The 22,127-nt window shown below is 42.0% G+C and carries 15 protein-coding genes and 2 tRNA genes; 8 read left to right on the forward strand and 9 right to left on the reverse strand.

The window, feature by feature from the left end:
* Nucleotides 1–28: 28 nt before the first annotated feature.
* Nucleotides 29–3,364, reverse strand: a complete 3,336-nt coding sequence (locus tag BQ7997_RS19745) for a TonB-dependent receptor (protein ID WP_073347755.1) — start codon at nucleotides 3,362–3,364, stop codon at nucleotides 29–31.
* Nucleotides 3,365–3,398: 34 nt separating this feature from the next.
* Complete coding sequence (locus tag BQ7997_RS19750) at nucleotides 3,399–4,067, reverse strand: FecR family protein (RefSeq protein WP_073347756.1); 669 nt, start codon at nucleotides 4,065–4,067, stop codon at nucleotides 3,399–3,401.
* Between the two features lie 955 nt (nucleotides 4,068–5,022).
* Between BQ7997_RS19750 and BQ7997_RS19755 the strand changes: the two genes are divergently transcribed.
* Together BQ7997_RS19755 and BQ7997_RS19760 are read left to right on the forward strand one after the other, a co-directional pair.
* Nucleotides 5,023–5,274, forward strand: a complete 252-nt coding sequence (locus tag BQ7997_RS19755; RefSeq protein ID WP_073347757.1) for a hypothetical protein — start codon at nucleotides 5,023–5,025, stop codon at nucleotides 5,272–5,274.
* Between the two features lie 111 nt (nucleotides 5,275–5,385).
* Nucleotides 5,386–5,931, forward strand: a complete 546-nt coding sequence (locus BQ7997_RS19760; protein ID WP_022140438.1) for an RNA polymerase sigma-70 factor — start codon at nucleotides 5,386–5,388, stop codon at nucleotides 5,929–5,931.
* A gap of 85 nt (nucleotides 5,932–6,016) precedes the next feature.
* Here the strand turns inward: BQ7997_RS19760 and BQ7997_RS19765 are convergent, their stop codons facing one another.
* Together BQ7997_RS19765 and BQ7997_RS19770 are read right to left on the reverse strand one after the other, a co-directional pair.
* Entirely contained in the window at nucleotides 6,017–7,864 is a 1,848-nt protein-coding gene (locus tag BQ7997_RS19765) for a right-handed parallel beta-helix repeat-containing protein (RefSeq protein ID WP_073347758.1), read from the reverse strand.
* Nucleotides 7,865–8,026: 162 nt separating this feature from the next.
* Complete coding sequence (locus BQ7997_RS19770; protein ID WP_022140436.1) at nucleotides 8,027–8,266, reverse strand: hypothetical protein; 240 nt, start codon at nucleotides 8,264–8,266, stop codon at nucleotides 8,027–8,029.
* Between the two features lie 215 nt (nucleotides 8,267–8,481).
* Here BQ7997_RS19770 and BQ7997_RS19775 point away from each other — a divergent pair, with 215 nt between their 5' ends.
* The 6 genes from BQ7997_RS19775 to BQ7997_RS19800 all read left to right on the forward strand — a co-directional run bounded on the left by BQ7997_RS19775 (nucleotide 8,482) and on the right by BQ7997_RS19800 (nucleotide 19,134).
* Nucleotides 8,482–9,141 carry a FecR family protein gene (locus BQ7997_RS19775; protein ID WP_374117654.1) on the forward strand — a complete coding sequence of 220 codons (660 nt, stop codon included), beginning with the start codon at nucleotides 8,482–8,484 and terminating at the stop codon, nucleotides 9,139–9,141.
* A 45-nt stretch (nucleotides 9,142–9,186) separates the two neighbouring features.
* On the forward strand, nucleotides 9,187–12,585 hold the full coding sequence (locus tag BQ7997_RS19780) for a TonB-dependent receptor (RefSeq protein ID WP_022140434.1): 3,399 nt from the start codon (nucleotides 9,187–9,189) through the stop codon (nucleotides 12,583–12,585).
* An 11-nt stretch (nucleotides 12,586–12,596) separates the two neighbouring features.
* Nucleotides 12,597–14,501 carry a RagB/SusD family nutrient uptake outer membrane protein gene (locus BQ7997_RS19785; protein ID WP_073347759.1) on the forward strand — a complete coding sequence of 635 codons (1,905 nt, stop codon included), beginning with the start codon at nucleotides 12,597–12,599 and terminating at the stop codon, nucleotides 14,499–14,501.
* A 21-nt stretch (nucleotides 14,502–14,522) separates the two neighbouring features.
* Nucleotides 14,523–15,392, forward strand: coding sequence for a discoidin domain-containing protein (locus BQ7997_RS19790; protein WP_229127397.1), 870 nt, complete (start codon nucleotides 14,523–14,525; stop codon nucleotides 15,390–15,392).
* A gap of 159 nt (nucleotides 15,393–15,551) precedes the next feature.
* On the forward strand, nucleotides 15,552–18,422 hold the full coding sequence (locus tag BQ7997_RS19795; RefSeq protein WP_073347761.1) for a M60 family metallopeptidase: 2,871 nt from the start codon (nucleotides 15,552–15,554) through the stop codon (nucleotides 18,420–18,422).
* Between the two features lie 151 nt (nucleotides 18,423–18,573).
* Nucleotides 18,574–19,134 (forward strand): RNA polymerase sigma factor, encoded by a 561-nt coding sequence (locus BQ7997_RS19800; protein WP_073347762.1) that lies wholly within the window; start codon nucleotides 18,574–18,576, stop codon nucleotides 19,132–19,134.
* Here the strand turns inward: BQ7997_RS19800 and BQ7997_RS19805 are convergent.
* The 5 genes from BQ7997_RS19805 to BQ7997_RS19825 all read right to left on the reverse strand — a co-directional run bounded on the left by BQ7997_RS19805 (nucleotide 19,106) and on the right by BQ7997_RS19825 (nucleotide 21,972).
* Complete coding sequence (locus BQ7997_RS19805) at nucleotides 19,106–20,359, reverse strand: Gfo/Idh/MocA family protein (RefSeq protein ID WP_022140429.1); 1,254 nt, start codon at nucleotides 20,357–20,359, stop codon at nucleotides 19,106–19,108. The genes BQ7997_RS19800 and BQ7997_RS19805 overlap by 29 nt on opposite strands.
* A gap of 62 nt (nucleotides 20,360–20,421) precedes the next feature.
* Nucleotides 20,422–20,494, reverse strand: a tRNA-Gly gene (locus tag BQ7997_RS19810).
* Between the two features lie 8 nt (nucleotides 20,495–20,502).
* Nucleotides 20,503–20,585, reverse strand: a tRNA-Tyr gene (locus BQ7997_RS19815).
* A 50-nt stretch (nucleotides 20,586–20,635) separates the two neighbouring features.
* A complete protein-coding gene (ribH, locus tag BQ7997_RS19820; RefSeq protein WP_044653432.1) occupies nucleotides 20,636–21,130 on the reverse strand; it encodes a 6,7-dimethyl-8-ribityllumazine synthase in 495 nt (164 codons plus the stop codon).
* Between the two features lie 158 nt (nucleotides 21,131–21,288).
* Nucleotides 21,289–21,972: a tetratricopeptide repeat protein gene (locus tag BQ7997_RS19825; RefSeq protein ID WP_073347763.1), complete on the reverse strand. Its 684-nt coding sequence runs from the start codon at nucleotides 21,970–21,972 to the stop codon at nucleotides 21,289–21,291.
* Nucleotides 21,973–22,127: the final 155 nt, after the last annotated feature.

Below are 22,127 nucleotides of genomic sequence, written 5' to 3' on the forward strand. Positions count from 1 at the left end.
ATGTGAGTATAAAATTTAAAGTTACTGTTTAGAAATTAAGTTGTACGCCGACGTTGAATGTGCGTTGCAACGGGTAAGAATTGTAAGAGAGTTCTGGATCCCAAAGCTTGAACGGGCTGAAAACAGCTAAATTGTCGCCACTGAGATAGACACGACCGTATCTGAAACTGTATCCGAGCTCCAATGTTTTGAAACGCAGGAAGTTACCGTTGCGCATCCAGTATGAACTGGCTACGTTGTTATTGGCTGTCTGCGAACCGACCAATCCCAGACGTGGATAAGTAGCGTTCGGGTTCGGGTTAGCTTCCGTCCAACGTTCGTCAGCGATGAATTGCATCACGTTATAGTCGCTTTCTCCGAACGGTGTGACACCGCTGACCATGATTTTACGCTTGGCGGAACCGTTGAAGAATACTCCGAAGTCGAACTTCTTATAGGTAATGTTCATACCCAGACCATACTGGATACGCGGGGTTGTGCCATAAGGTGAAAGCATCACCTGGTCGTTGTCATCAATCTTACCGTCACCGTTGATGTCACGGTATTTGATATCACCGGGTTTCACCACACTACCCAAATTCTGTTCGGGACTGTTGTCTATTTCTTCCTGACTTTTGAACAATCCTTCTGCGACATAACCGGTAGTGCGGCTAAGTGGCTTTCCGGTAGATGTTTTCCATACGTACGGATAAACAGGTTCATCCAAATCGACATATTTGTTTTCCGTATAAGTGAAGTTTCCGCGGAAATCGACAAAGAGGTCTTTGATGATTTCTTTGTGCCAGTTGACACTTAGTTCGAGTCCCCAGTTGTCTACCTTACCTTTATTGCTCCACGGTTTTGCGGTGTAGTATGCCAGTGATTCCGGCCATGCTTCCCGGTTCAGCAAGATGTTGTAACGGCGTTCTTTGAAGTAGTCGGCAGTAATGGTGAGTTGGCGGAACAGTTCGAGGTCAAGACCGATGTCGAGTTTCTTCACGCGTTCCCAGCTTGCATTCTGCACGGCATATGTAATCATTTGCGGTCCGCTTAGGGTGTAATTCATATCTACACCTGTGGTGAAGCCGATATTGTTGAGATATACTTGATCGATGTAAAGGAAGTGTTGTGCTCCGGCACCCATACCGGTTTCGTCACTACCAACCAGACCGTAAGAACCTCTGATTTTCAGATTGTCGATCATATCGGTCATGGGTTCAAAGAATTGTTCGTTACTGATTACCCAACCTAATGAAATGGCAGGGAAGAATTCGAAGCGGCTTTTCTTAGCCAGACGTTCGGTACCGTTGTAACCGAAGTTTAATTCAACAAGGTAGCGTTGACCGTAGTCATAAGTGAAACGTCCGGAGATACCTTGGTTGCGTTGTGGTAGTACATCACTGCGGTATTCACGCTGCATGTACATCAACATACCTGTGATATGATGTAAACTGAACTGGCGGTCGTAGTTCAGACGGGCATCCATATAAAATGTCTGGTCGGAAGATTTGCCTATTGCGGAAGTTGCCAGATAGTCAGTCCCGTTGGTGTTCAACGCTTCCATTTCGTAGTCTGTCGGGTTAGCTGGATTGTAGCTGCCGGCTTTCACTCCATAGTAATAAGGATTGATGCTACGATTGTAACTGGATGATGACCAGTTCTTCCAGTTCACCATAGCCTGGATACTCAACCCTTTGGTGACGAAGTCCAGTTTCTGGTTGATTTTCAGAGAAGTATTTAATGTGTTCTCGTTGTTTTCTTTAAATGAACTCAACATATATGCGTAGGGGTTGGTACGCAAACTTGAACCTGCCCAGCGTGCATTACCGAAACGGATGTGCGTGTCTCCTTCTTGTGCGGGGAAGGTGGCGGGGAAATATACAGGGTTGGTAGACAACATCATGGCAAACAGACTGGAGGTACTATAGTTGGGCCCTTTCTGGTTGCGGATCTGCGCATTCATGTGCAGGTCAATTTTTGTGGTCGGAGTGACTTTGTATGAAATGTTGTTCTGGAAGTTATATCCCCAGTTATTGATATTATTATCATAGGAATATACTTTCTTGGTATTCAGCAGACCAGTGTCGTGATTGGCTTGTAAGCTCATATAATAAGACGCCTTGCTACCACCGCCGGAGATATTGACATTTACACGTTGGTTCATATTCATGTTTTTGAAAATCATGTCTTGCCAGTCTACATCCGGATATACATAGGGGTTTATATGGTTGCGTGTGTTGTCGATAGCTTGTTGGGTGTATTTGGGGGTAGCTTGTGGGTTACGGGTAATTTGTGCTTCATTGTAGAGTTCCATCCATGTAGCTCCGTCTACAAATTTCGGCATATTCATCGGCTTGTTGAAAGAATTTTCGAGAGTTACGTTGATACGTGTCTTCTCGTTTTCTTTACCTGTCTTGGTGGTGATCAGCATGACACCGTTTGCACCGCGTGCACCATAAATGGCGGTTGCGGAAGCATCTTTCAGGATAGAGAAACTTTCAATGGTTTCAGCAGGAAGGTTATTCAGGTCGGAAGTAGATATTTCTACATCGTCGAGCAGAATCAACGGAGTGGCACGTCCACCGAAAGTACTTACGCCACGGATATAGAATTCTGAAGCTGCTCCGGGCTCACCGGACTTTGTCATTGCGATAACTCCGGAAAGTTTACCGGCAAAAGAAGAAGTTAATGATGAACTGGGGGCTTTCAAAGTCATACCTTTCACACTGGTGATTGAACCTGTGACGCTGACCTTTTTCTGTGTACCGGCACCTACTACCACTACTTCACTCAACAACTGGTTGTCCGATTCCATCTTTACATTGATGACACCGAGGTCACCCACATCGACTGTCTTTTTCTTGTAGCCGATGTAACTGAATTCCAGTTGTACCCTTGAGCCGCTGACCGAGATGGTGAAATTACCGTCCAGGTCGGTAATGACTCCGTCTTTCTGTCCTTTCACCACAACGGTGGCACCGATGACCGGATCGCCATTTTCGGCATCCACCACCGTACCCGTAACACTACGCTTCTTTTTAGGTTGCTGTTGGGTGCTCTCTTCTTTGTTTACTTTCAGTATGATCTCGTTTCCTTTGATCATGTAGGTAATTCCGCTGCCATTGAATACTTCTTTCAGAACTTCTTCAATGGAGCCTTCACAATTGAAATTTTTGTTGGTTGTGTTTTTCAAGTCTGCAGCATTGTAGAAAAACGTGTAGTTACTGTTTTTTTCAATTAGCTGAATAGCTTGTTTGATACTCATTGCCTGCCCTTTTACTGAGATTACTCCTTGCGCTCCTAAAATGTTGAGCGGGTAAAAAAGCAACAGCAGTACGATATACTTCAGATATCGTTTCTTGTCAAAGAAATGAATTTTTCTCATGCTTTTGCATTTTAGATTAGACATAAGTTTAATATTAGTTTTTTATAAAGATTCTATTTGCATGTTCTTCTTTATTCAGGTTTAGTGTGAAACAAATCTTATTGATAACATCTTCCAGTGGTTCATCATAGCGGATACTGCCGGTGAATGCAGATTCATGATTGATACCTTTGGCCAATGTGACATCGGAGTTATACATCTGGTTGATAATGCTGATTAGCTCTTGCAAGGGAATATCGGTGAAGTTGTATTTTCCGTTTTCCCATTTTATGTTAGCAATCTGTTCTATTCTTGTCTCGGCATTATTCGGATTGTAAATCACCTTTTGCAGAGGTTTCATGACAGTTTTCTGCCCGGTGGCTTCAACATTAAATTCTATTTTACCGTTAAACAGAGTTATTTCGTTTTTTTCAGTGTTGGTCTGTTTTACGTGGAAACACGTCCCCTTTACCTCTATAAATGCTTTATCGATATAAACTTGGAAAGTACTTCCTGTATGTTTATAGACTTCAAATAATGAATTGCCGCTGAGCCATACTTTTCTATTTTTATCGAATGTTTTTGCGTATTTAATAGAACTTCCGGGCTCCATCCATACTTTAGTGCTATCCGGCAAAGTGTACATCTGGCTTTGTTGGGCAGTGATCTTAATGAACTCATCTGCAATCTTGTCTCCATTTGACTTGAACCAGAAGCCGCCTATCGTTAATAAAAGAGCTAATGAAGCTGCAGCAAAATACCACCTAAGTTCTACAGGAACTATGTCATTTTATCTATTTCTCGTGAATAGGTTTAATTCATTTTTATTCAGTTTCGGGTTAATTGAGAGAAATATTTTATTTTCATATTCTCCCCATACATAAAAAAGAAAATCCTCTTTCAACCTATCACCGCCGCTCTGAAACGTCCTGTTCATCGCACTTACAGGATGGTGATAGGTTGTCGGTAACCTATCACCTTCATCTATCACCTATCACCATCCGGTTGATGTACATCTATACTTCTCTAGGCTTTCCCCAAACCATATAATGCATATGCAGCCTACAACATTTTGTTTCAAGTAATGGAACACTTAGTTTCATGCCTTTGAAACTAAAGTTTCAAGCAATGGAAACTAGAGTTTCAAACGGGGGAAACAAGAGTTTCAAGTGTATGAAACTAAAGTTTCAAGCTGATGAAACTGGAGTTTCAGGGTAGGAAACTTCTATTTACATGTAGGCTTCTGTTTGTATACAGACTTCGCCTACATCGGGTGGTGATAGGTGACAGATGAAGGTGATAGGTTATCGACAACCTATCACCGCTCTGTAAGCACGATGAACAGGACGTTTCAGAGCGGTGGTGATAGGTTGAAAGAGGATTTTCGTTTTTATGTATGGGAGAGAAAGTACGAAAGATCAAATTTTCCTGTATTTGTTCAGGGACAGTTATATTCAAAATTTAGTTTGTTTCTGTACGTTGATTAGTAAGTTCCACCAGTATTATTGTTTTTTTCAAAAAAATAAGCGGGTGTATTCCATTTATTATTAACCAGTTACAAATTAATTCTATTTTTTCTTTCACTTTTTTACAAAGTCGATGTGGGGTTAGAAAGGAGTACTGTGTATTTAATAGTATAAGAGTAAAAACAAAAGTTTAAACCAACAAGATAAAATAGGATGAATAAGGTTGAAAAGAAAAGTTTAATCAAAAGCTTGCTATCGGGCAGATTAACCAAAAAGCAACGCAAAGAGTTTGCTGACTTGGAACCGATAGATATAGAAATTAGAAAACAATGGAATGAATCTGGCAACAGACTTGTTGATGTAGAGATAAAAGAACAAATATGGAAAAAAGTAAAAAACAGATGTGAATGCAAGAAAAAGAACCAAGTTCCTGTAGAACTTAGTGATAATGAACCATTTGAATGATTACTATTTTTTCTTCTGAAGAGAAATAGACAGCTATATGTGAAATAAAATCCTTAAAAAATGTTGTGTTTAATAATTGTTTCCTTATTTTTGTATTGTAATTAGAAAAAGATGGAAGAGAAAGTTATTCTTGAAAAGGTGAGAGGTGGGGACACAGCTGCTTTTGCATTGTTATATGATCGTTACTGGCTGAAGGTCTATAACTTTGCTCGGCTTTATATAACTTCTTCTTCTGAGGTTTCTGAAGTGGTACAAGATGTTTTTGTAAAGGTTTGGGAATCAAGAGATACTTTTGATGAAACCAAAAACTTTGACGGTTTCCTTTTCATCATTACCCGCAATATCATTTTCAATTATTCACGCAGGTATTTTAATGAGTTGAACTTTAAAATGACAGCTTTGAAAGGGTTTGAGAAGTCATACGATATAGAGGAGGAATTGGATGCGGCTGATTTGAAAAACTATATAGATAGATTGATTGCTCAACTTCCGCCACAACGACAACGTATTTTCAGAATGAGTCGCGAACAGCATTTAACCAATAAGGAGATTGCAGAACAATGTGCAGTTACGGAGAAGGCGATAGAACGCCAGATTACGTTGGCATTGAAATTTATTAAAGATAATCTGCCTTTGTTTATTGTGTTTATGGGATAACATTCATTTTAATGAAGGAAAGCGGTGCTTTAGAGACTGAAAAGCATAGCTTCAAGTAACCTAAAGCACCACTCTAATCTTTTAATTATTTGATTTTTTGAAAGAATGGATTCTTGCTGATTTTTATATCGGATGATTTCATGTTTTCAAACTTTACAGTACGCCCTAATACATCCCCTTCAATCTTGTTGTTTGAAATAATCACAGATTTGCAGGCTTCTAGAGTGATGCCTTCTTTACGATAATGATATGGCTGATAGGTTGTATCGCGTATCAGAGTATTGTTGGAAAAAGTCAATCCATCTACCGAACGGGCGAAAAGAATCGGATAGTCAAACAGATGGAAAGTGTTGTCTACAATCCGGATATTGCGATGATACGGATACTTCTGTTCCGGTGTCGGTATTTCCGGATCAATGCTGATTACGGCTTCACAGAATTGGTAAAGCGAGGAGTTACATGGATAGCGGAAAACATTGTTGCGTATCAACACATCTTTTACTGCTCCTGATTCATACCAGGCATTGGCGTCTCCGGCAATTAAGATAGCGGAACCGCTTGATTCGAATATGTTGTTTTCGACAATGACCTTTCCAGGGGTAGATATAAGCAAACCACGTGCACGGCAGCTTCCGAAACGGCAGTTGCGTATTTCCGCATCCGGCGTACAAGTCAGGTTTTCTATTACATATCCCGCTTCTACTCCGGCAGGGAGTGGGGCGGACAGTTCGATGATAAATTCGGCTTTGTTGAGCGCTTCGAACTTATTCATCTTTCCGGTGGCTACCGTACGCATGGTATTGTGTTCTATGAATCCGATGGTTTCGTCCGGGCGTCCCCATTCCATGCCTTCGCTCATATCTTGCATGAATTTACATTTAATACGGGTAGGGGAGAGGACTTCCATGATTCGTGAACAGGTTCCGTGAATGTTGATAGGATCGTCCATCAGTCCTGCCCAACTGCAATTTTCAATTTTGAGCAGACCGCTGCATCCCATGAAGTGAAAGCCGTCATCATGTCCGCTTAATACACGTCCTTTTGAAGTGTTCGGGATAATATGAACGTCATTGAAAGATATGTCCTTGCTATACTGCGATAGAATGCCTAAACCGCAGGTATGAAACAATTTCAGGTTTTCCATTTTAGTGTTTGTGCTATGGAAAATGAAAATACCGGCATGGTCGCGGGTGCTATGTCTCAACACGAGGATAGTGCCTGCTGCAGGATAGAACTTGTTTGCTTCCCTTTTAGGGTCGGACAGGCGGACACGTCCGCGACTAACTTCCATTGCATCATAGCCGCGCCACCCCAGATTGTCACCTGTATTGGGCAAAACGAAGTGGGTTTCCGGGTCGAACTGCATGATTGACCACACGCTGCTTTTCCATCCTTCACCAACAAAAGTAAGCCGTTTGTTTTCAATGATGTAGGGATATTGGCAGGCGTCGATTTCGATTTCCATGAAGTCGGGTGTCGATTCAACGACAGTGCCTTGTGCGGTTAAAGGAATATCCCAGTCAACGGTGAAGTTTTTCAGTGTAACGTTTTGGCAATAATCCAGAGTGAATGGTTGCATCCGCCCGTGCATGATGAATTCCGAGCCATTACCGTCAATCGTCAGGTCGTTGACTTCGTCCAACAGTACAGCAAGAATCTTGGGGTTTACATCATATGTATTTGTCTCGTGATATTCCTTTTCAATAGCATGTTGTGCCCAGAAATCGTATCTTCCTTTGGGAAAGACAAGAGTGGAGCCGGGATTCTTTTTGCAGGCATCGATTGCTTTCTGTACAAACGGCACGGCGTTGATACGGCTGTCGGGTTTTAAACCGAAGTCGGCAACTGAGATAATTTTATTTGCAGAAATGCTGGTTGCGCAAAACAATAATGCAAGCGGTAAAATCGATTTCAATGATAAGAGTGTTTTCATACGTTCTGTAATTTGTTAGATACTTGTTTCTTACATAAATACTATTAATTAGTCAGTAACCCTACGCTTTCATTGAAAAAAAAGGTTTTTTTAGTAATTACCTTCTTACGGGCAGATTTTTATGTGGTGAATGTAAATAGGTCGTGGGATTGGTTGTGTGGATTACCTAAGTTCTATATGAACTAAAGCTTTGGATTTGCCATCGCATCTATGCTGAATATTCTGCCATATCCTTTTTTTAATCTTGGACTTAATCGGGTCATCTGCAAACTGTTTCCATTGTTTTTGCATCTCTTCTTCTACCGATTTTCTTTTTAGCAGACATTGCTTTTCTTCCGGTAACAGTTCTTCAGTCAGAAGTCTTTTAATCAATCTTTTTCGTTTATCTATATTTGTTTCCATTTCAATCTTGTTGTTCGCTAATTGGTGCTACATATATAAATACACCGCAGCTTGGCTTATCCCTACAATAAATAACGATTTTATTTGAAAAAAGAGGAAATTTTCTTGATTTACTCTTCAATTTCCTTTTTCCCTGTTCTTATTTCACTTTAGTTCATATAGAACTATGGCATCCGTTGGTTGCTGCCGTTGCAATTCTCTTGATAATAGGAGGTTTGCTGTTTTTATCTGTACAGGATGAAACGGGGGTAGAAAAAAACATTAAAATAATTGCAGAAAAGAATCAGTTATACGTGCTGCCCGACAGCACGAAAGTATGGATGCAGCCGGGCAGTTCGATCCGGTATGCAAAGGCATTTATGCAAGACAGAAGGGTGTGGCTGGAAGGAAATTCCTTGTTTGAAGTACAAAAACATAAGGGCAGCACATTTCAGGTATATATAAACGATGCATTTATAGAGGTGAAAGGAACTTGCTTTTTGGTAAAGCAAGAAGACGCATATTGTAGCGAAGTAACTCTGTTCGAAGGTGAAATTGAATTTAATATTCCGTCTACCCGCCAAAAAACGGCAATGCTTCCCTTGCAAAAACTTACTTACAACTCGATGGATTCACAAACACAAATAGATAATATAGCCAATATCAGTTGGGAAAACGGGAGATACAACTTTAAGGATGTCCCGTTGGCTCAATTGATTCAAATCGTGAGCCGGATGTACCATACTGATATTCTTATGGAGGGAGTACATCGGGATGAAGTCTCGTTTAGCGGCAGTATTCATTATAATGAGTCTTTGGACAATGTTCTCAATAAGATTCGTTTCAGCTTGAATCTGAATATCCGGAAAGTAGATGACCGGTTCATTTTATACTAGCCTATTTTTTTATTAACCATATGTCTAATCAAACTTAATTAAAGCATGAGAAAATCACTCAGTTTTCAAAGTTGCGTACGATATTTCAAATGTATCGTGCTGGTTTTGCTTTTTTATCCGTTAACGGTCCTTGGAGCTCAGGGGCATATTACGGTAAAAGGACAGTCTATTACTATCAAGGAAGCTATTATGCTCATTGAAAAAAACAGTAATTATGTCTTTTTTTATAATGCAGCGGATTTGAAAAACATTCGACTGAAAAATGTCAATTGTTCGGGTACAATTGATAAGGTATTAAATGAAGTCTTTGCCAATACCGGAATCACCTGGCTGATTCAAGGCAATGATGTTGTTTTGAAAGTGAGTAAAACGGAATCTGTCCAACAAGCCAAAAAAACGGAAATTGTGGGTGTCGTTACCGATGCGCGAACAGGAGAGGCTATCATTGGAGCGAGTGTCGCTATTGTGGGAACCACGACAGGTGTTATTACTGATATTGACGGTAAGTTTGTGATTCAGGCGAATCCGCAGGATGTTCTGAAAGTATCGTATGTGGGATACACAACCAAAGAAGTGAAAGTTGGTAATCGGAAAGTGCTTGCCATTGATTTGTCGGAGGATGCACAGGCACTTGAAGAGGTTGTGGTGACAGCTTACGGAACAGGGCAGAAAAAGGCAAGTATGGTAGGTTCGGTGCAGGCTATCCGTCCGGCGGAATTGAAGGTTCCTTCAACGAATCTTTCCAACTCATTTGCCGGTCGTTTGTCGGGTGTCGTTGCTGTCCAGCGTACCGGCCGTCCCGGAGCGGACGGTTCTGATTTCTGGATTCGGGGAATTTCAACCTTGAGCCAGGCTACGTCGCCTTTGATTATCATTGACGGGGTACAGGTATCTTCTGCCGATTTGAATGCATTGGATCCGGAAGTGATTGACGGATTTTCCATCTTGAAGGATGCTACGGCTACGGCAATGTACGGAACTCGTGGTGCAAACGGGGTTATGATCGTCACTACTAAATCCGGACAGAATCTGGACAAGCCGATTATAAATTTCCGTGTAGAGGGACAAGTCAGCCAACCTACCAAGACTCCTAAGTTCGTGGACGGAGCTACGTATATGGAACTGTTCAATGAAGCTGTGAAGAATGATGGCAGTCCGGACGTTTTGTATAGTCAGGATAAGATTAACGGGACGCGTATGAAACTGAATCCGTATGTCTTTCCGGATGTGAACTGGTATGACGAGATGTTCAATAATGTGGCTTTCAATGAGAAAGTGAACTTTAACATCCGTGGCGGAGGAAAGAAGATTGATTATTTCTCAAGTATCTCGGTCAATCACGAATCGGGTATGCTGAAGAATCGTTCTAAGGACTTTTTCTCTTATAACAATAATATTGACGTGATGCGTTATGCTTTCCAGAACAATATTAATGCATATCTCGGCAAGACATCCAAGTTGTCGGTGAGATTGAACGTACAACTTCGTGATTTGCGTGAGCCCAACCGCGGTATTGATGATATTTTTGCAGATGCTATGAACTCAAGTCCGGTTGAAGCGCCCGTTTACTATGAACCGGACGGAACGACCAATCATGTGAAATGGGGTACTACCGACCGTTTGATTACGGCTTATCAGGGGAATCCGGTTGCCCAGTTGGCTACGGGGTATAATGATACATTTGAAAGTACGGTTATCGCTGCTCTTGAGTTTGAACAGAAATTAGACTTTCTGACCAAGGGGCTTCGGTTTAAGGCATTGGGAACATTCAAGAACTGGTCGAAATCTGTCAATAAATATAGTGCCGAATGGAATAAATATTTGTTGGGGTCGTATGAACAGAATGAAGACGGTTCGTATAGCTACACCACGAACAGGGTAGGTAACGAAGTGTCAACCGACTTGAACAATACCATAGAAACGGCGGGAGATCGCCGGATTTATCTGGAAGCAATGGTTGATTATAACCGTACATTCGGAAAGCATGATGTGAATGCCATGTTGCTTTATAATCAGGACGAGCTTGTCAATAATGTGCCGAGTGGCGATACAGGTAGTCAAAGGCTTATCAGCTCGCTGCCCAAACGTAAACAAGGTCTTGCCGGACGCCTTTCGTATGCATACGACGGAAAATATATGGCGGAAGTCAATATGGGCTATAATGGTTCTGAGAATTTTGCGAAGGGACATCGCTGGGGATTTTTCCCTTCCATAGCGCTGGGATATAATATCAGTGAAGAAAGTTTCTTTGAACCTCTGCGTAAGGTTGTTACCAGTATGAAATTACGCGGCTCATGGGGATTGGTCGGTAATGACCAGATTGGCGGTGAAAGGTTTATTTATATGCCTACAATTAATCTGTCCGGTATGGGATTTACTACAGGTATTGACCAGAACTACGGATTGAGCGGCCCGGTTTATACCCGTTATGAAAATACTAATATCACTTGGGAGGTGGGAGAAAAGATTAACCTTGGTGTTGACTTGCAATTATTGAACAGCTTGAACATTGTTGTCGATATTTTCCGTGAGACTCGTAGGGATATATTCCAGAAAAAAGGAACCATTCCTACTTATCTGGGAACCGGAACGACCGATGTGTTTGGTAATCTTGCCGAGATGAAAAATCAGGGACTTGACTTCTCTATTGATTATAACAAGGCATTCAGCAAGGATTTCTATATGAATTTCAAGGGAACGTTTACTTACGCCCACAATGAAATTACTAAATACGATGAAGCTCCTAAATATGCCTTCCAGTCGAAAGTCGGTCAGAGCGCCAATGTTAACCAGGGATATTTGTCGAACGGATTATTTTTAGATGAGGCTGAAATTGACCGTTATAATCAGCAGATGGGGTCCACGCTGGGAGCAGGTGACATCAAATACCTCAATGTTTCGAATATGCATGGCTATGGAGATGATATAGTGGACGTGGATGACTGGACATGGATTGGAAATCCTACGGTTCCTGAAATCGTATATGGTTTCGGTCCTTCGTTCAAATACAAAAACTGGGACTTTTCATTCTTCTTTCAGGGAGTAGCGAAAACGTCTTTGTTTATGAGTGGATTCCATCCTTTCGGTGATAACTCGTTGCGTAATGTGCTGCAATTTGTGGCAGATGACAGATGGTCACCGACGAATCAGAATGTAGATGCGAAATATCCGCGTTTGACCCGTAAGACCAGTCTGAATAATACGAATCCCGGCAATTCCGGTCGTACATCTGATTATTGGATGCGTGACGGTTCGTTCTTGAAACTGAAAAATATGGAAATTGGATATACATTTAAAAGAATGCGTTTCTATGTCAGCGGTTCCAACTTGTTGACATTCTCAAAGTTTGATTTGTGGGATCCGGAACAGGGAGGCGGAAGCGGATTGAAATACCCAACACAACGTGTCTTTAATGTAGGTTTCCAAATGACTTTCAATAATTAAATTTACATAGTATGAAAAATATAATAAAATATCTGTTTTTAGCATTGTTTGCGGGAACTGTAATGGTGTCCTGTGATTTTCTGGATGTGGTACCGGCGGAAAAAGCCAGTGATAAAGATGCTTTTTCCAGTCCTAAAGCGGCGGAAAGGTTTCTGTATTCATGTTATGGATATATACCGCAGATTAATAAGGTGCAGAATTGCCTGGATTTCAGTGGAGATGAGATTATAAGTCCTTTTACCCAGGAAGCGTACGTGAAATTTGCCGAAGGTGTTTATACTTCGGGAAATTTGATTATCAGTTATTGGAACGATTTGTTTCTAGGTATCCGCCAATGTTATTTGTTGAAGCAGAATATAAATTCTGTTCCCCGCATTGATCAGGCAACTATAGACAGTTATGTGGCTCAGGCTGATTTTCTGATCGCTTATTTTCATATGCTGTTGATTAAATGCTACGGTCCGGTCGTGTTAGTGAAGGAATTGCCGGTTCTGGATACTCCAAAAGATAATTTATTGGGACGTACCTCTTATGAGGAGTGTGTGCAGTGGACTTGTGATATGTTTGACAGTGCTGCCGGAAGACTGCCGGCTACCCGGACGGGATCGGAGTATGGTCTTGCAACCAGTGTAGCTGCCAAAGCTCTTAAAGCCAGATTGTTGCTTTATGCAGCTTCTCCCTTGTTCAATGGTAATACGGAATATTACAGTGACTTTGTCGGCACGGATGGTAGTCCGTTGATGCCTCTTTCTTATGATGAGAATAAGTGGAAAAAGGCTGCGGATGCCGCACTTGAAGCGATTAATCTGGCTGAGTCTAACGGGCATAGTTTATACGAAATGAACGAAGGGGATTTGAGCGGCTATCCCGAACCTCAGGATTTGACACAGCGTACGATGCGTTTTATATTTATGGATAAGGACAACTCAAAAGAGGTGTTGATGGCCGAGACGCGTAAAGCGGGTGCATATGGCTTGCAAGCTAAATCCTTGCCTTATCTGAGTGATGGTTCCTGGAATGGTGTTGCGCCGACTTTGACTATGGTGGAGCGTTTTTATACGAAAAACGGACTTCCGATTGACGAAGATCCCGAATTTGATTATCAGAATCGGTTCTCGGTAGTTCCGTTCCCCGATGATGCTACTTATGGCGAAGGACAAACTTTGAAAATGAATATTGACCGTGAACCTCGTTTTTATGCCTGGATTGCATTTCAGAATGGTTATTATGAATGCCAGGCAGAGTCTAAGGAGAATGCTTATGTAGCGAAAGCCGAGCGTGCGGAAGGCAAGAAATGGTTGACGGATTTTACGGAACAGGGAAATTGCGGCAAGCAGGGTAGAAATAATAACTACTCAAAAACCGGATACTTGAATAAAAAAGGTGTTCATCCGGGAGTGGCTGCTTCCAAGTCGCAGAAAGATCCTTCCAAGGATTATCCATGGCCGGTCATTCGTCTGGCGGAATTGTATCTGAACTATGCGGAAGCATGTATCGCTTATGATAAAGAAGGCTATCTTGAGAAGGGAATGGAGAAATTGGATAAAGTGCGCCAGCGTGCCGGACTTCTTTCTGTCAAGGATTCCTGGAAGAATGCGAAGAATCCTATAGTGAGCTATACGGGCAATGGTGGCCTGAACGGCAAATTGACTGAAATTGTAAGGCAGGAGAGAATGATAGAGCTTTATCTGGAACAGCAGAACTTCTGGGATATTCGTCGTTGGAAACTGGGGGACAAGTATTTTAATGTGCCGGTAAAGGGTATGAATATTGATGCTACGGATATTAATGGCTTTGCTACTGTGAAAACTCTTCCTGACGTGCGCAATTTTGATACTCCGCGCCAGTATTTGTTGCCGATCCCGGCTGAAGAGGTGAGCAAGAATCCTAATATGGTGCAGAATCCTAATTATTAATTAAATTTTAGCATGACTGTTATGAAGAAAAATATTTTTTTATTGGTTGTCACTCTACTCTTGGCTGGGTTCGCTGGTTGCAGTGACGAAGATACAAAGTCTGTTGTTCCTTCTGATGTGATTGATTTAAGTGCCGATACTCAAGATAAGCCCGGTTATATTGTGCTTCGTTGGGTTACGCCTGATGATAATACAATCAGATATATAAAGGTATCCTATTATGATTATTTATTGGAACAGGATGTGGTGAGGCTGGCAAGTGTTTATGCGGATAGTGTGTTGATTCCGGATACGCGTAAAAAGTTCGGAGAATATGAATTTAAGGTACGGTCTTATAGTGAAACGGGTGATGCGGGAAATGTCCAGACAATCAAGGCTGTTTCGGAACCGGCTAAGGTGCAAATTGTGTTTGGAGAGTCCAGACAATTGGCATTGACCGAGGAGCAGTTGTCGACGAATGCTCAGGAAGCCTCGGAGGGACCTATAGCGAATCTCATTGACGGGAATACCGGCTCTTATTTTCATACAGCCTGGAGCGGGACTGTTCCTGCGTCTCCTCACTGGTTCCAGATAGATACAAAAAAAGAAATCACTTACTTTAAGTATGAGTCGGTGGCACGCAATGGAAACAATATTCCTGATGATGTGGATATTATGGGTAGCAATGACGGAGTCAATTTTGAGTTGATTGAGAATCTCACAAAGGCTAAGAATGGAATGTTGATGAGTACAACTCCATATATGTCTCCTGTTTTGGGAGATAATTCCAAGCCCTATCGTTATATACGCTATTCGGTAAACCATACAAATACAGGTTCTGTCTTTTTCAGTATGGCGGAATTTAAATTATTTGAGGTTAATGCAAGTGTTGTTGATCCTGAAGCTGATTAGCGGGAAGCGTAGCATGCAGAGATTGAAATAATCGGATAGATTTTGTCTTGCAGACAAATCAGGCGGAAATATGAATATTTCTTTTCAGGGATAATATTGGATTTCCGCCTTTTTTATGGGTGTTTTGAATAAAGTTACATAATAATAAGATTTCGGCAAATGGTAAACAGTCATATAAAAAAATGTTTATTTGTCTTTTTCATACTTGTACATTGGGCAGTTGCTTTTTCTTGTACAAGTGATGATGAGGCGCTGGAGGTGGTCGAGTTGTCCGTTAATAAGGAAGTGGTGGACTTCAAATGTGAAGCCGGCACGCAGAACATAACGGTTTCGACGAATGCTCCGATTTGGGAGGCTACGGCGGATAAGAGCTGGTGTACGCTTTCTGTGGCAGGAAAGATTCTGAAAATTTTCGTAGACGAAAGTGAAGAAAGATTGGTGCGTGAGGCTGTCATAACAATAACGGCGGAAGGCCTGAAAAAGACGGTTAAAGTTCGTCAGTTGGGATATGAGCCTGCTATATTGATTGATACAAACGTATTTGAAGTGGAAGTCATCGGGAAGGAGATTTTTTTCAATGTCACTACCAATGTGGAGGTAAATGCCGGGTTTCCTGATTGGATTTCTGAAAAAGTAAAATCCCGTGCACCGGAAATGGTGACATCAACTCATGCTTATGTGGTGAAAAGCAGTACATTGGATGAAAAGAGAGAGGGAACTATTGTTTTTACGGAAGTTTTGCCGGAAGGGGCTTCGGAAGAAAGTACTCCCGCTTCTGCTTCGGTTTTGATTGTACAGCACGGTCTGAATGAATATAATGGCGGTGCGGGAGAAGATATAGAAGGGGATATCAAAGTGAAAGTTGTGAGTGGTACTGATACTTCCCATCAGGGGGAAGATGCTATCGGAAAGTCTTTTGACGGTGATTATACTACGTTGTATCATTCGAGCTGGTCTAATGGCGGAGCGAATTATTTCCCAATTACGCTGACCTATAATTTTGCGGAAGCGTCTGATGTGGATTATCTGATTTATTATCCCCGTTCGTCAGGGTATAATGGTAATTTTAAGGAGGTGGAAATTCAGTATTCGGAGGATGGAAATGTATTTACGAAGTTGCTTGACAAGGATTTTGAGGGGGCGGCGACAGCTGCCAGAGTCACTTTTGACAATACGGTTCGGGCTAAGTCTTTCCGTTTTATCGTGAAAAGCGGTGCGGGAGACGGTCAGGGATTTGCTTCCTGTGCCGAAATGGAGTTCTATGCCAAGAATCTGAATGCTTTTGATTATTCCACTCTTTTTGAGGATGAAACGTGTAGCAACCTGAAAGCGGGAATCACGGAAGCGGATATCGAGAATTGTAAATATCCTTTTTTCAAGAATCTGGCGTATTATATGCTCAAGGATAAGTATGACAGAAACTTCCGTGTGGCAGACTATAAGGCGTTTCCAAATCCGGATATCCAGTCGGAAACCCACAAGACGAATCCGTACAGCCTTCTTGATAATCCGACGGGAATCTCGGTGAAAGAAGGAGAGACTCTGGTAGTAATGGTGGGCGATACATACGGACAGAACGTCGGAATGAAGGTACAGAATCTGGACGCACCGGGAGGTGACGGTTTCGGAGGAGTTACGTATCCGTTGTATCAAGGCATTAATAAGTTGACAATGACTGGAAAGGGACTGGTGTATGTGATGTATCATACCAAGACATTGGAAGAGGCGGAAACGGCACGGCCTGTTAAGATTCATTTTGCTTCGGGCACGGTGAACGGTTATTTTGATTCGCAGAATGTAGAGCATCGGGGGCGTTGGAGTGAATTGCTGGGTAAAGCTACGGACAAATATTTTGATGTGGTGGGACGGTATGCGCATCTGACATTTGAGACCAATGACTTCAGGAAGTATGCTGCTACAAACGGTAATGAATTGATTGATCTTTATGATAAGATTGCTCACAGTGAAATGCAACTTCTCGGCTTGGAGAAATATGGCAAGATGTTCGGGAACAGAATCTATCTCAATGTCATGTATCACTCTTTTATGTACGCAACTGCTTATCATACGGCTTATAATCAGACGACTATGGGAGATGTGTGTGATCCTGATGTCTTGAAAACTACCGGCTGCTGGGGGCCTGCTCACGAAATCGGGCATTGCAACCAGACTCGTCCGGGGATCAAGTGGATAGGACTGACGGAGGTGACTAATAATATCATGTCCGAGTATGTGCAGACCACGGTTTTCGGCCAACCTTCCCGAATACAGACCGAGGATATGGGAGCGGTTTACCGTAACAGGTATTCGAAGGCATGGAACGGCATTATTGTTCCGAAAGCTTCTCATGCTGATTTTACAAATCTGGATGATTCGAATGATGTGTTTTGCAAGTTGGTGCCTTTCTGGCAATTGGAACTTTACTTTGGTAAGGTACTTGGACTGACTCCTCTTCAGCAGTCGGACTGTGGCGGCTTTTATCCGGAGGTTTTCGAGTATGCCCGTACCAAAGATTATAGCGGCATGAGTGAAGGGGAAATCCAATTGGATTTCGTGTATAATTGTTGTGTGGCAGCCCGGTTGAATTTGCTTGATTTCTTTGAAAAATGGGGATTTCTGACTCCAGTGGACAGGCTGATTGAAGATTATGATACGAAAACCTTGAAAGTGACTGAAGGTATGGTGGATGCACTGAAGAAGAAAGTGGAGAGTCTGGGATATAGTAAATTGCAGGATACAGCCCTTGAATATATATCGGATAATACATGGGAACTGTACAAGACCAAGCCACAGGTTATACCTGGAGCAAGTGCAACCCGAAGCGGCAATACCATTACAATAAAGAATTGGCAGAATGTAGTGGTTTATGAAGTGAGGGATGAGGCGGATAATCTTGTCTTTGTTTCTAGTGGTGAAACGACACCTTCTGCTACCGATATGTTTACGCTTTCCGGTAACTGGAATGATGGTTATAAACTTTATGCTGTTTCGGCAGCAGGCAAACGGACTGGGATTCTGGTTGCCAATTGACTGATGTTATAAATTTTGCCATAGATTGATACAAGGCTGTTTTTTCGGATAACTGTGACGGCTGTGTTAATCTATGGCATTTTTCATGCTTTTTATAGATGTAGTTCTCGGTAAAAATATTATCTTTGTGTACAGCAAGATTTTATACAATATGAAGGAAGAAGAGTTGATAGAGCAAGTGAAAAATGGTAATAATATAGCTTTTGCTGCATTATATGATTACTATTGGCAGAAAGTCTATAATTTTACCAAGCTATATGTAACTTCTTCTGATAGTATTTCTGAAATTGTGCAGGATGTTTTTGTGAAGTTCTGGGAATCACGCCATTTATTGGATAGTAACAGGAAGGTGGAGGGCTTTTTATTTATTATTACCCGGAATATCATTTTTAATAAGGCACGTAGCAGGATGCGTGAAGATATGTTCAAAATGACGGTATTACGTTCCATTGAGAATGAAGAGCCGTATAATCAGGAAGACCGGATGGTGGCTGAGGATTTGAAGGAATATATCGACCGGTTGATCGCTGTTCTGCCAGAAAGACAACGTGAGATATTTTTAATGAGCAGGGAGGAGAATATGACTTATCGGGAGATTGCCCTTCGCTGCGGGATCGGTGAAAAAGCCGTAGAACGGCATATTCACCTCACCTTGAAATTTTTGAAAAAGAATCTTCTTTTATTCATGTTGTTTTCCATGCTCCCCGAGTGAAGTCGGGTATACTCATCGGCATGCTTCCATTCAACACGGATTTTTCGCTTAATTCTGTGATACATGACCATTCGGCAGCGTCGTACACGTCCATATCCAGTGGAAGCCCGTTGCGCAGGCAGTAGATAAGGCGGTAATCCATCACATAGTTCATTTCATTGGGTAGTCCCTTGCGGTGTGCTTCTTCACCGATAGTTGCGCTGAATGGGTGTTTGTATCGTGCCATCATTTTTTCTAATCTTTCTCCGGCAAGCGGTGTGTCGCCGTTCGGATCCAGTGTTATGCATGGAACCGGATATTTCTGCGCAAATCCCAATGTGCCGCATACTGTTTGCAGACGGCTGTAAGGACGCGGAGTGGATACGCTGTACTGAAGCATGATTGTTTTTCCCTTGACCGTATGGATAAGCGTTGTATTGACATCCCCCAATTGATATTTCTGACAAGCTTCCGGTGAGTACTCACCAAACATCCGGCGGGCATATTCGCTCATTCCTGCCTGATGGGTAGACATGGAAACAAGATATTCCATCCGGTCGCTACGGTGAATGTCGAGAATCTGACAGGCAGGACCCAGACCATGGGTAGGGTAAGGATTGCCGGTATGTTCGATGCTGTATCTTTTTCCCCAATGATTGTGGTAGCCGCCTTCGCTTTCCTCGGCAAAATACATCGAACGAAGGTCGTGAATGTAAGCTCCTTCTACATGCATGATTTCTCCAAGTATTCCCCGGCGAGCCATATTAAGTGTAGTCAATGCGAAAGGGTCGTAACAGCAGTTCTCTAACATGATGCAGTGGCGGCGGGTTCTCTCCGCTGTGTCCACTAGTTGCCAACATTCATCCACGCTCATGGCTGCCGGAACTTCAATGGCTACGTGTTTCTTACATTCCATGGCGAAGGTAGCCATCGGTGTATGCATCAGCCAGTCGGTACAGATGAAGACCAAATCCAATCCATCCGATTCGCACATCTTTTTCCAACCGTCCGTTCCGGTATATCCGATAGCTTCAGGGCGGTCTGCTTCTTTTAGTAGTTGTTGGGCTTTGTGAAGGTTGCCTTCCCTGATTTCGCAGAGAGCTTTTATCTCCACGCCTTCTATTTGGAGATAACGTTGAAGGGTGAGCAATCCCCGGTTACCCAATCCTATAATTCCGATACGAACGGTTGGGATAGGGGGATGCGCTAACCGGAGCACGTGAGTTTGTGTCAGAGAATCTTTCATAATCATAGCGGTCTGAAGTAAAACAAAAAAAGAGAATCCAATTTCTCAGATTCTCTTTGGAGAGCGGAAGACGGGGCTCAAACCCGCGACCCTCAGCTTGGAAGGCTAATGCTCTATCAACTGAGCTACTTCCGCAATTTTTGTGGGCAAAGATGGATTCGAACCACCGAAGTCGAAAGACAGCAGATTTACAGTCTGCCCCATTTGGCCACTCTGGTATTTGCCCTTTTTTGCTTTTGAGATAGTTTGTTTCTCAATTGCGGTGCAAAGATACAACTATTTATTTAAACTCCAAACAAAATCTATCATTTTTATTGCAGAAATTGCACATTCGTCTCCTTTGTTACCTAGCTTGCCACCGGCGCGATCCTCTGCTTGCTCCATTGTATTAGTGGTAATTAATCCGTAAATAACTGGTATATCGCCAGTTGCGTTTAATTCGGTAATTCCTTGAGTGGCTCCCATACAAACATAATCAAAATGCGGGGTATCTCCTTTAATTACGCAACCAATTGCAATAATTGCATCGATATCGCAATTTTCCATCATTTGGTTCGCACCGAAAGTTAGTTCAAAACTTCCCGGAACTGTTTTCACCAGAATGTTTTCTTCTTTAGCTCCGTGTTTTTTCAATGTTTCGACTGCGCCTTTCAGCAAAGCACCTGTAATATTATAGTTCCATTCGGATACGACAATGCCGAATTTCATATCTTCAGCGTTCGGAACGGAGTTGAAATCGTATTCGGATAAATTATGATAAGCTGTTGCCATAATAAATTGAGAATTAAAAATTAAAAAATGAAAGTTTTAGAAAGGATTGAGAAAAAAGGCACGGATTACACGGATTTCACGGTTGTAGTTGATAACTGTTTTAATCCGTGTCAATCTGTGTAATCCGTGCCTGAATATCCTATATATAACAAGGTGTATTATTTCTTCATCAGTTTGGCCTGCTCGATATATTTGTCGATGTCCATAGCTTGGTAAGACTGGAAGTATTTATCCTTGATCTTAGTGTAAGCTTTTATAGCATCGTCAAATTTGTTTTGTTTCACCAGGATTTCTCCGGCTTGTACCAAGAAGATCGGGCTCAATGTGTTGTTGTCAGCTTTGTCTGCTGCCGAGAGCAAAGTAGAGGCTGCTTTATCCAGTTGTCCGAGTTGTGCATAGCAGTTGCCGGCAGCACCCAAAATAGCCGGAGCAACCATTTGGTCGTTTCCATTGAAGCTATCCAGCATCTTCACTGCTTCTTCGTATTTGCCAAGTTGTGCATAGCAAATACCTGCATAAGCTTTCGCTAAATTAGCGGCTTTTGTTCCGCTGTAGTCATCTGCTACTTTCAGGAAACCTGCAAAACCGATGCTGTCACCGTTCAGTGCTTGCTCGAAAGCATCCTGTTCAAAGTATTCCTGTCCTTTGAAAAGAGCTGCCTGTGCTTTTTCTTCACGTGGTTCAGCATAGAGGTTCTTATACATGATAAAACCTGCTACAATAATAATCACAGCAACAACACCGCCGATGATTGCGTTTTTGTACTTGATAAGAAATGCTTCCGATTGTGTCAGTGCATCTTCTACGTTCAGATGTTCGTTCTGATTCTTTTGTTCTGCCATTTTATATGATTCTTTTTGTTATTATTCACGGTTTGATATTTCGACTCGCAAAAGTAGTTTTTTTATATCTACAAATGAAATTTAGAGCCATCTTTTTTTGTTTTACACCCGAAAACCACGAAAATCTTGCTACTTTTGTGAACAAATTAACGCGT

The organism is Bacteroides congonensis (assembly GCF_900130125.1).
Lineage (GTDB): Bacteria > Bacteroidota > Bacteroidia > Bacteroidales > Bacteroidaceae > Bacteroides > Bacteroides congonensis.

Coding starts and splice junctions, on each gene's coding strand:
- BQ7997_RS19765 (WP_073347758.1), bottom strand. CDS start 7,864: ATGAAAACACTCTTATCATTGAAATCGATTTTACCGCTTGCATTATTG.
- ribH (WP_044653432.1), bottom strand. CDS start 21,130: ATGGCAACAGCTTATCATAATTTATCCGAATACGATTTCAACTCCGTT.
- BQ7997_RS19800 (WP_073347762.1), top strand. CDS start 18,574: ATGAAGGAAGAAGAGTTGATAGAGCAAGTGAAAAATGGTAATAATATA.
- BQ7997_RS19795 (WP_073347761.1), top strand. CDS start 15,552: ATGGTAAACAGTCATATAAAAAAATGTTTATTTGTCTTTTTCATACTT.
- BQ7997_RS19755 (WP_073347757.1), top strand. CDS start 5,023: ATGAATAAGGTTGAAAAGAAAAGTTTAATCAAAAGCTTGCTATCGGGC.
- BQ7997_RS19745 (WP_073347755.1), bottom strand. CDS start 3,364: ATGAGAAAAATTCATTTCTTTGACAAGAAACGATATCTGAAGTATATC.
- BQ7997_RS19825 (WP_073347763.1), bottom strand. CDS start 21,972: ATGGCAGAACAAAAGAATCAGAACGAACATCTGAACGTAGAAGATGCA.
- BQ7997_RS19780 (WP_022140434.1), top strand. CDS start 9,187: ATGAGAAAATCACTCAGTTTTCAAAGTTGCGTACGATATTTCAAATGT.
- BQ7997_RS19770 (WP_022140436.1), bottom strand. CDS start 8,266: ATGGAAACAAATATAGATAAACGAAAAAGATTGATTAAAAGACTTCTG.
- BQ7997_RS19760 (WP_022140438.1), top strand. CDS start 5,386: ATGGAAGAGAAAGTTATTCTTGAAAAGGTGAGAGGTGGGGACACAGCT.
- BQ7997_RS19805 (WP_022140429.1), bottom strand. CDS start 20,359: ATGAAAGATTCTCTGACACAAACTCACGTGCTCCGGTTAGCGCATCCC.
- BQ7997_RS19785 (WP_073347759.1), top strand. CDS start 12,597: ATGAAAAATATAATAAAATATCTGTTTTTAGCATTGTTTGCGGGAACT.
- BQ7997_RS19790 (WP_229127397.1), top strand. CDS start 14,523: ATGAAGAAAAATATTTTTTTATTGGTTGTCACTCTACTCTTGGCTGGG.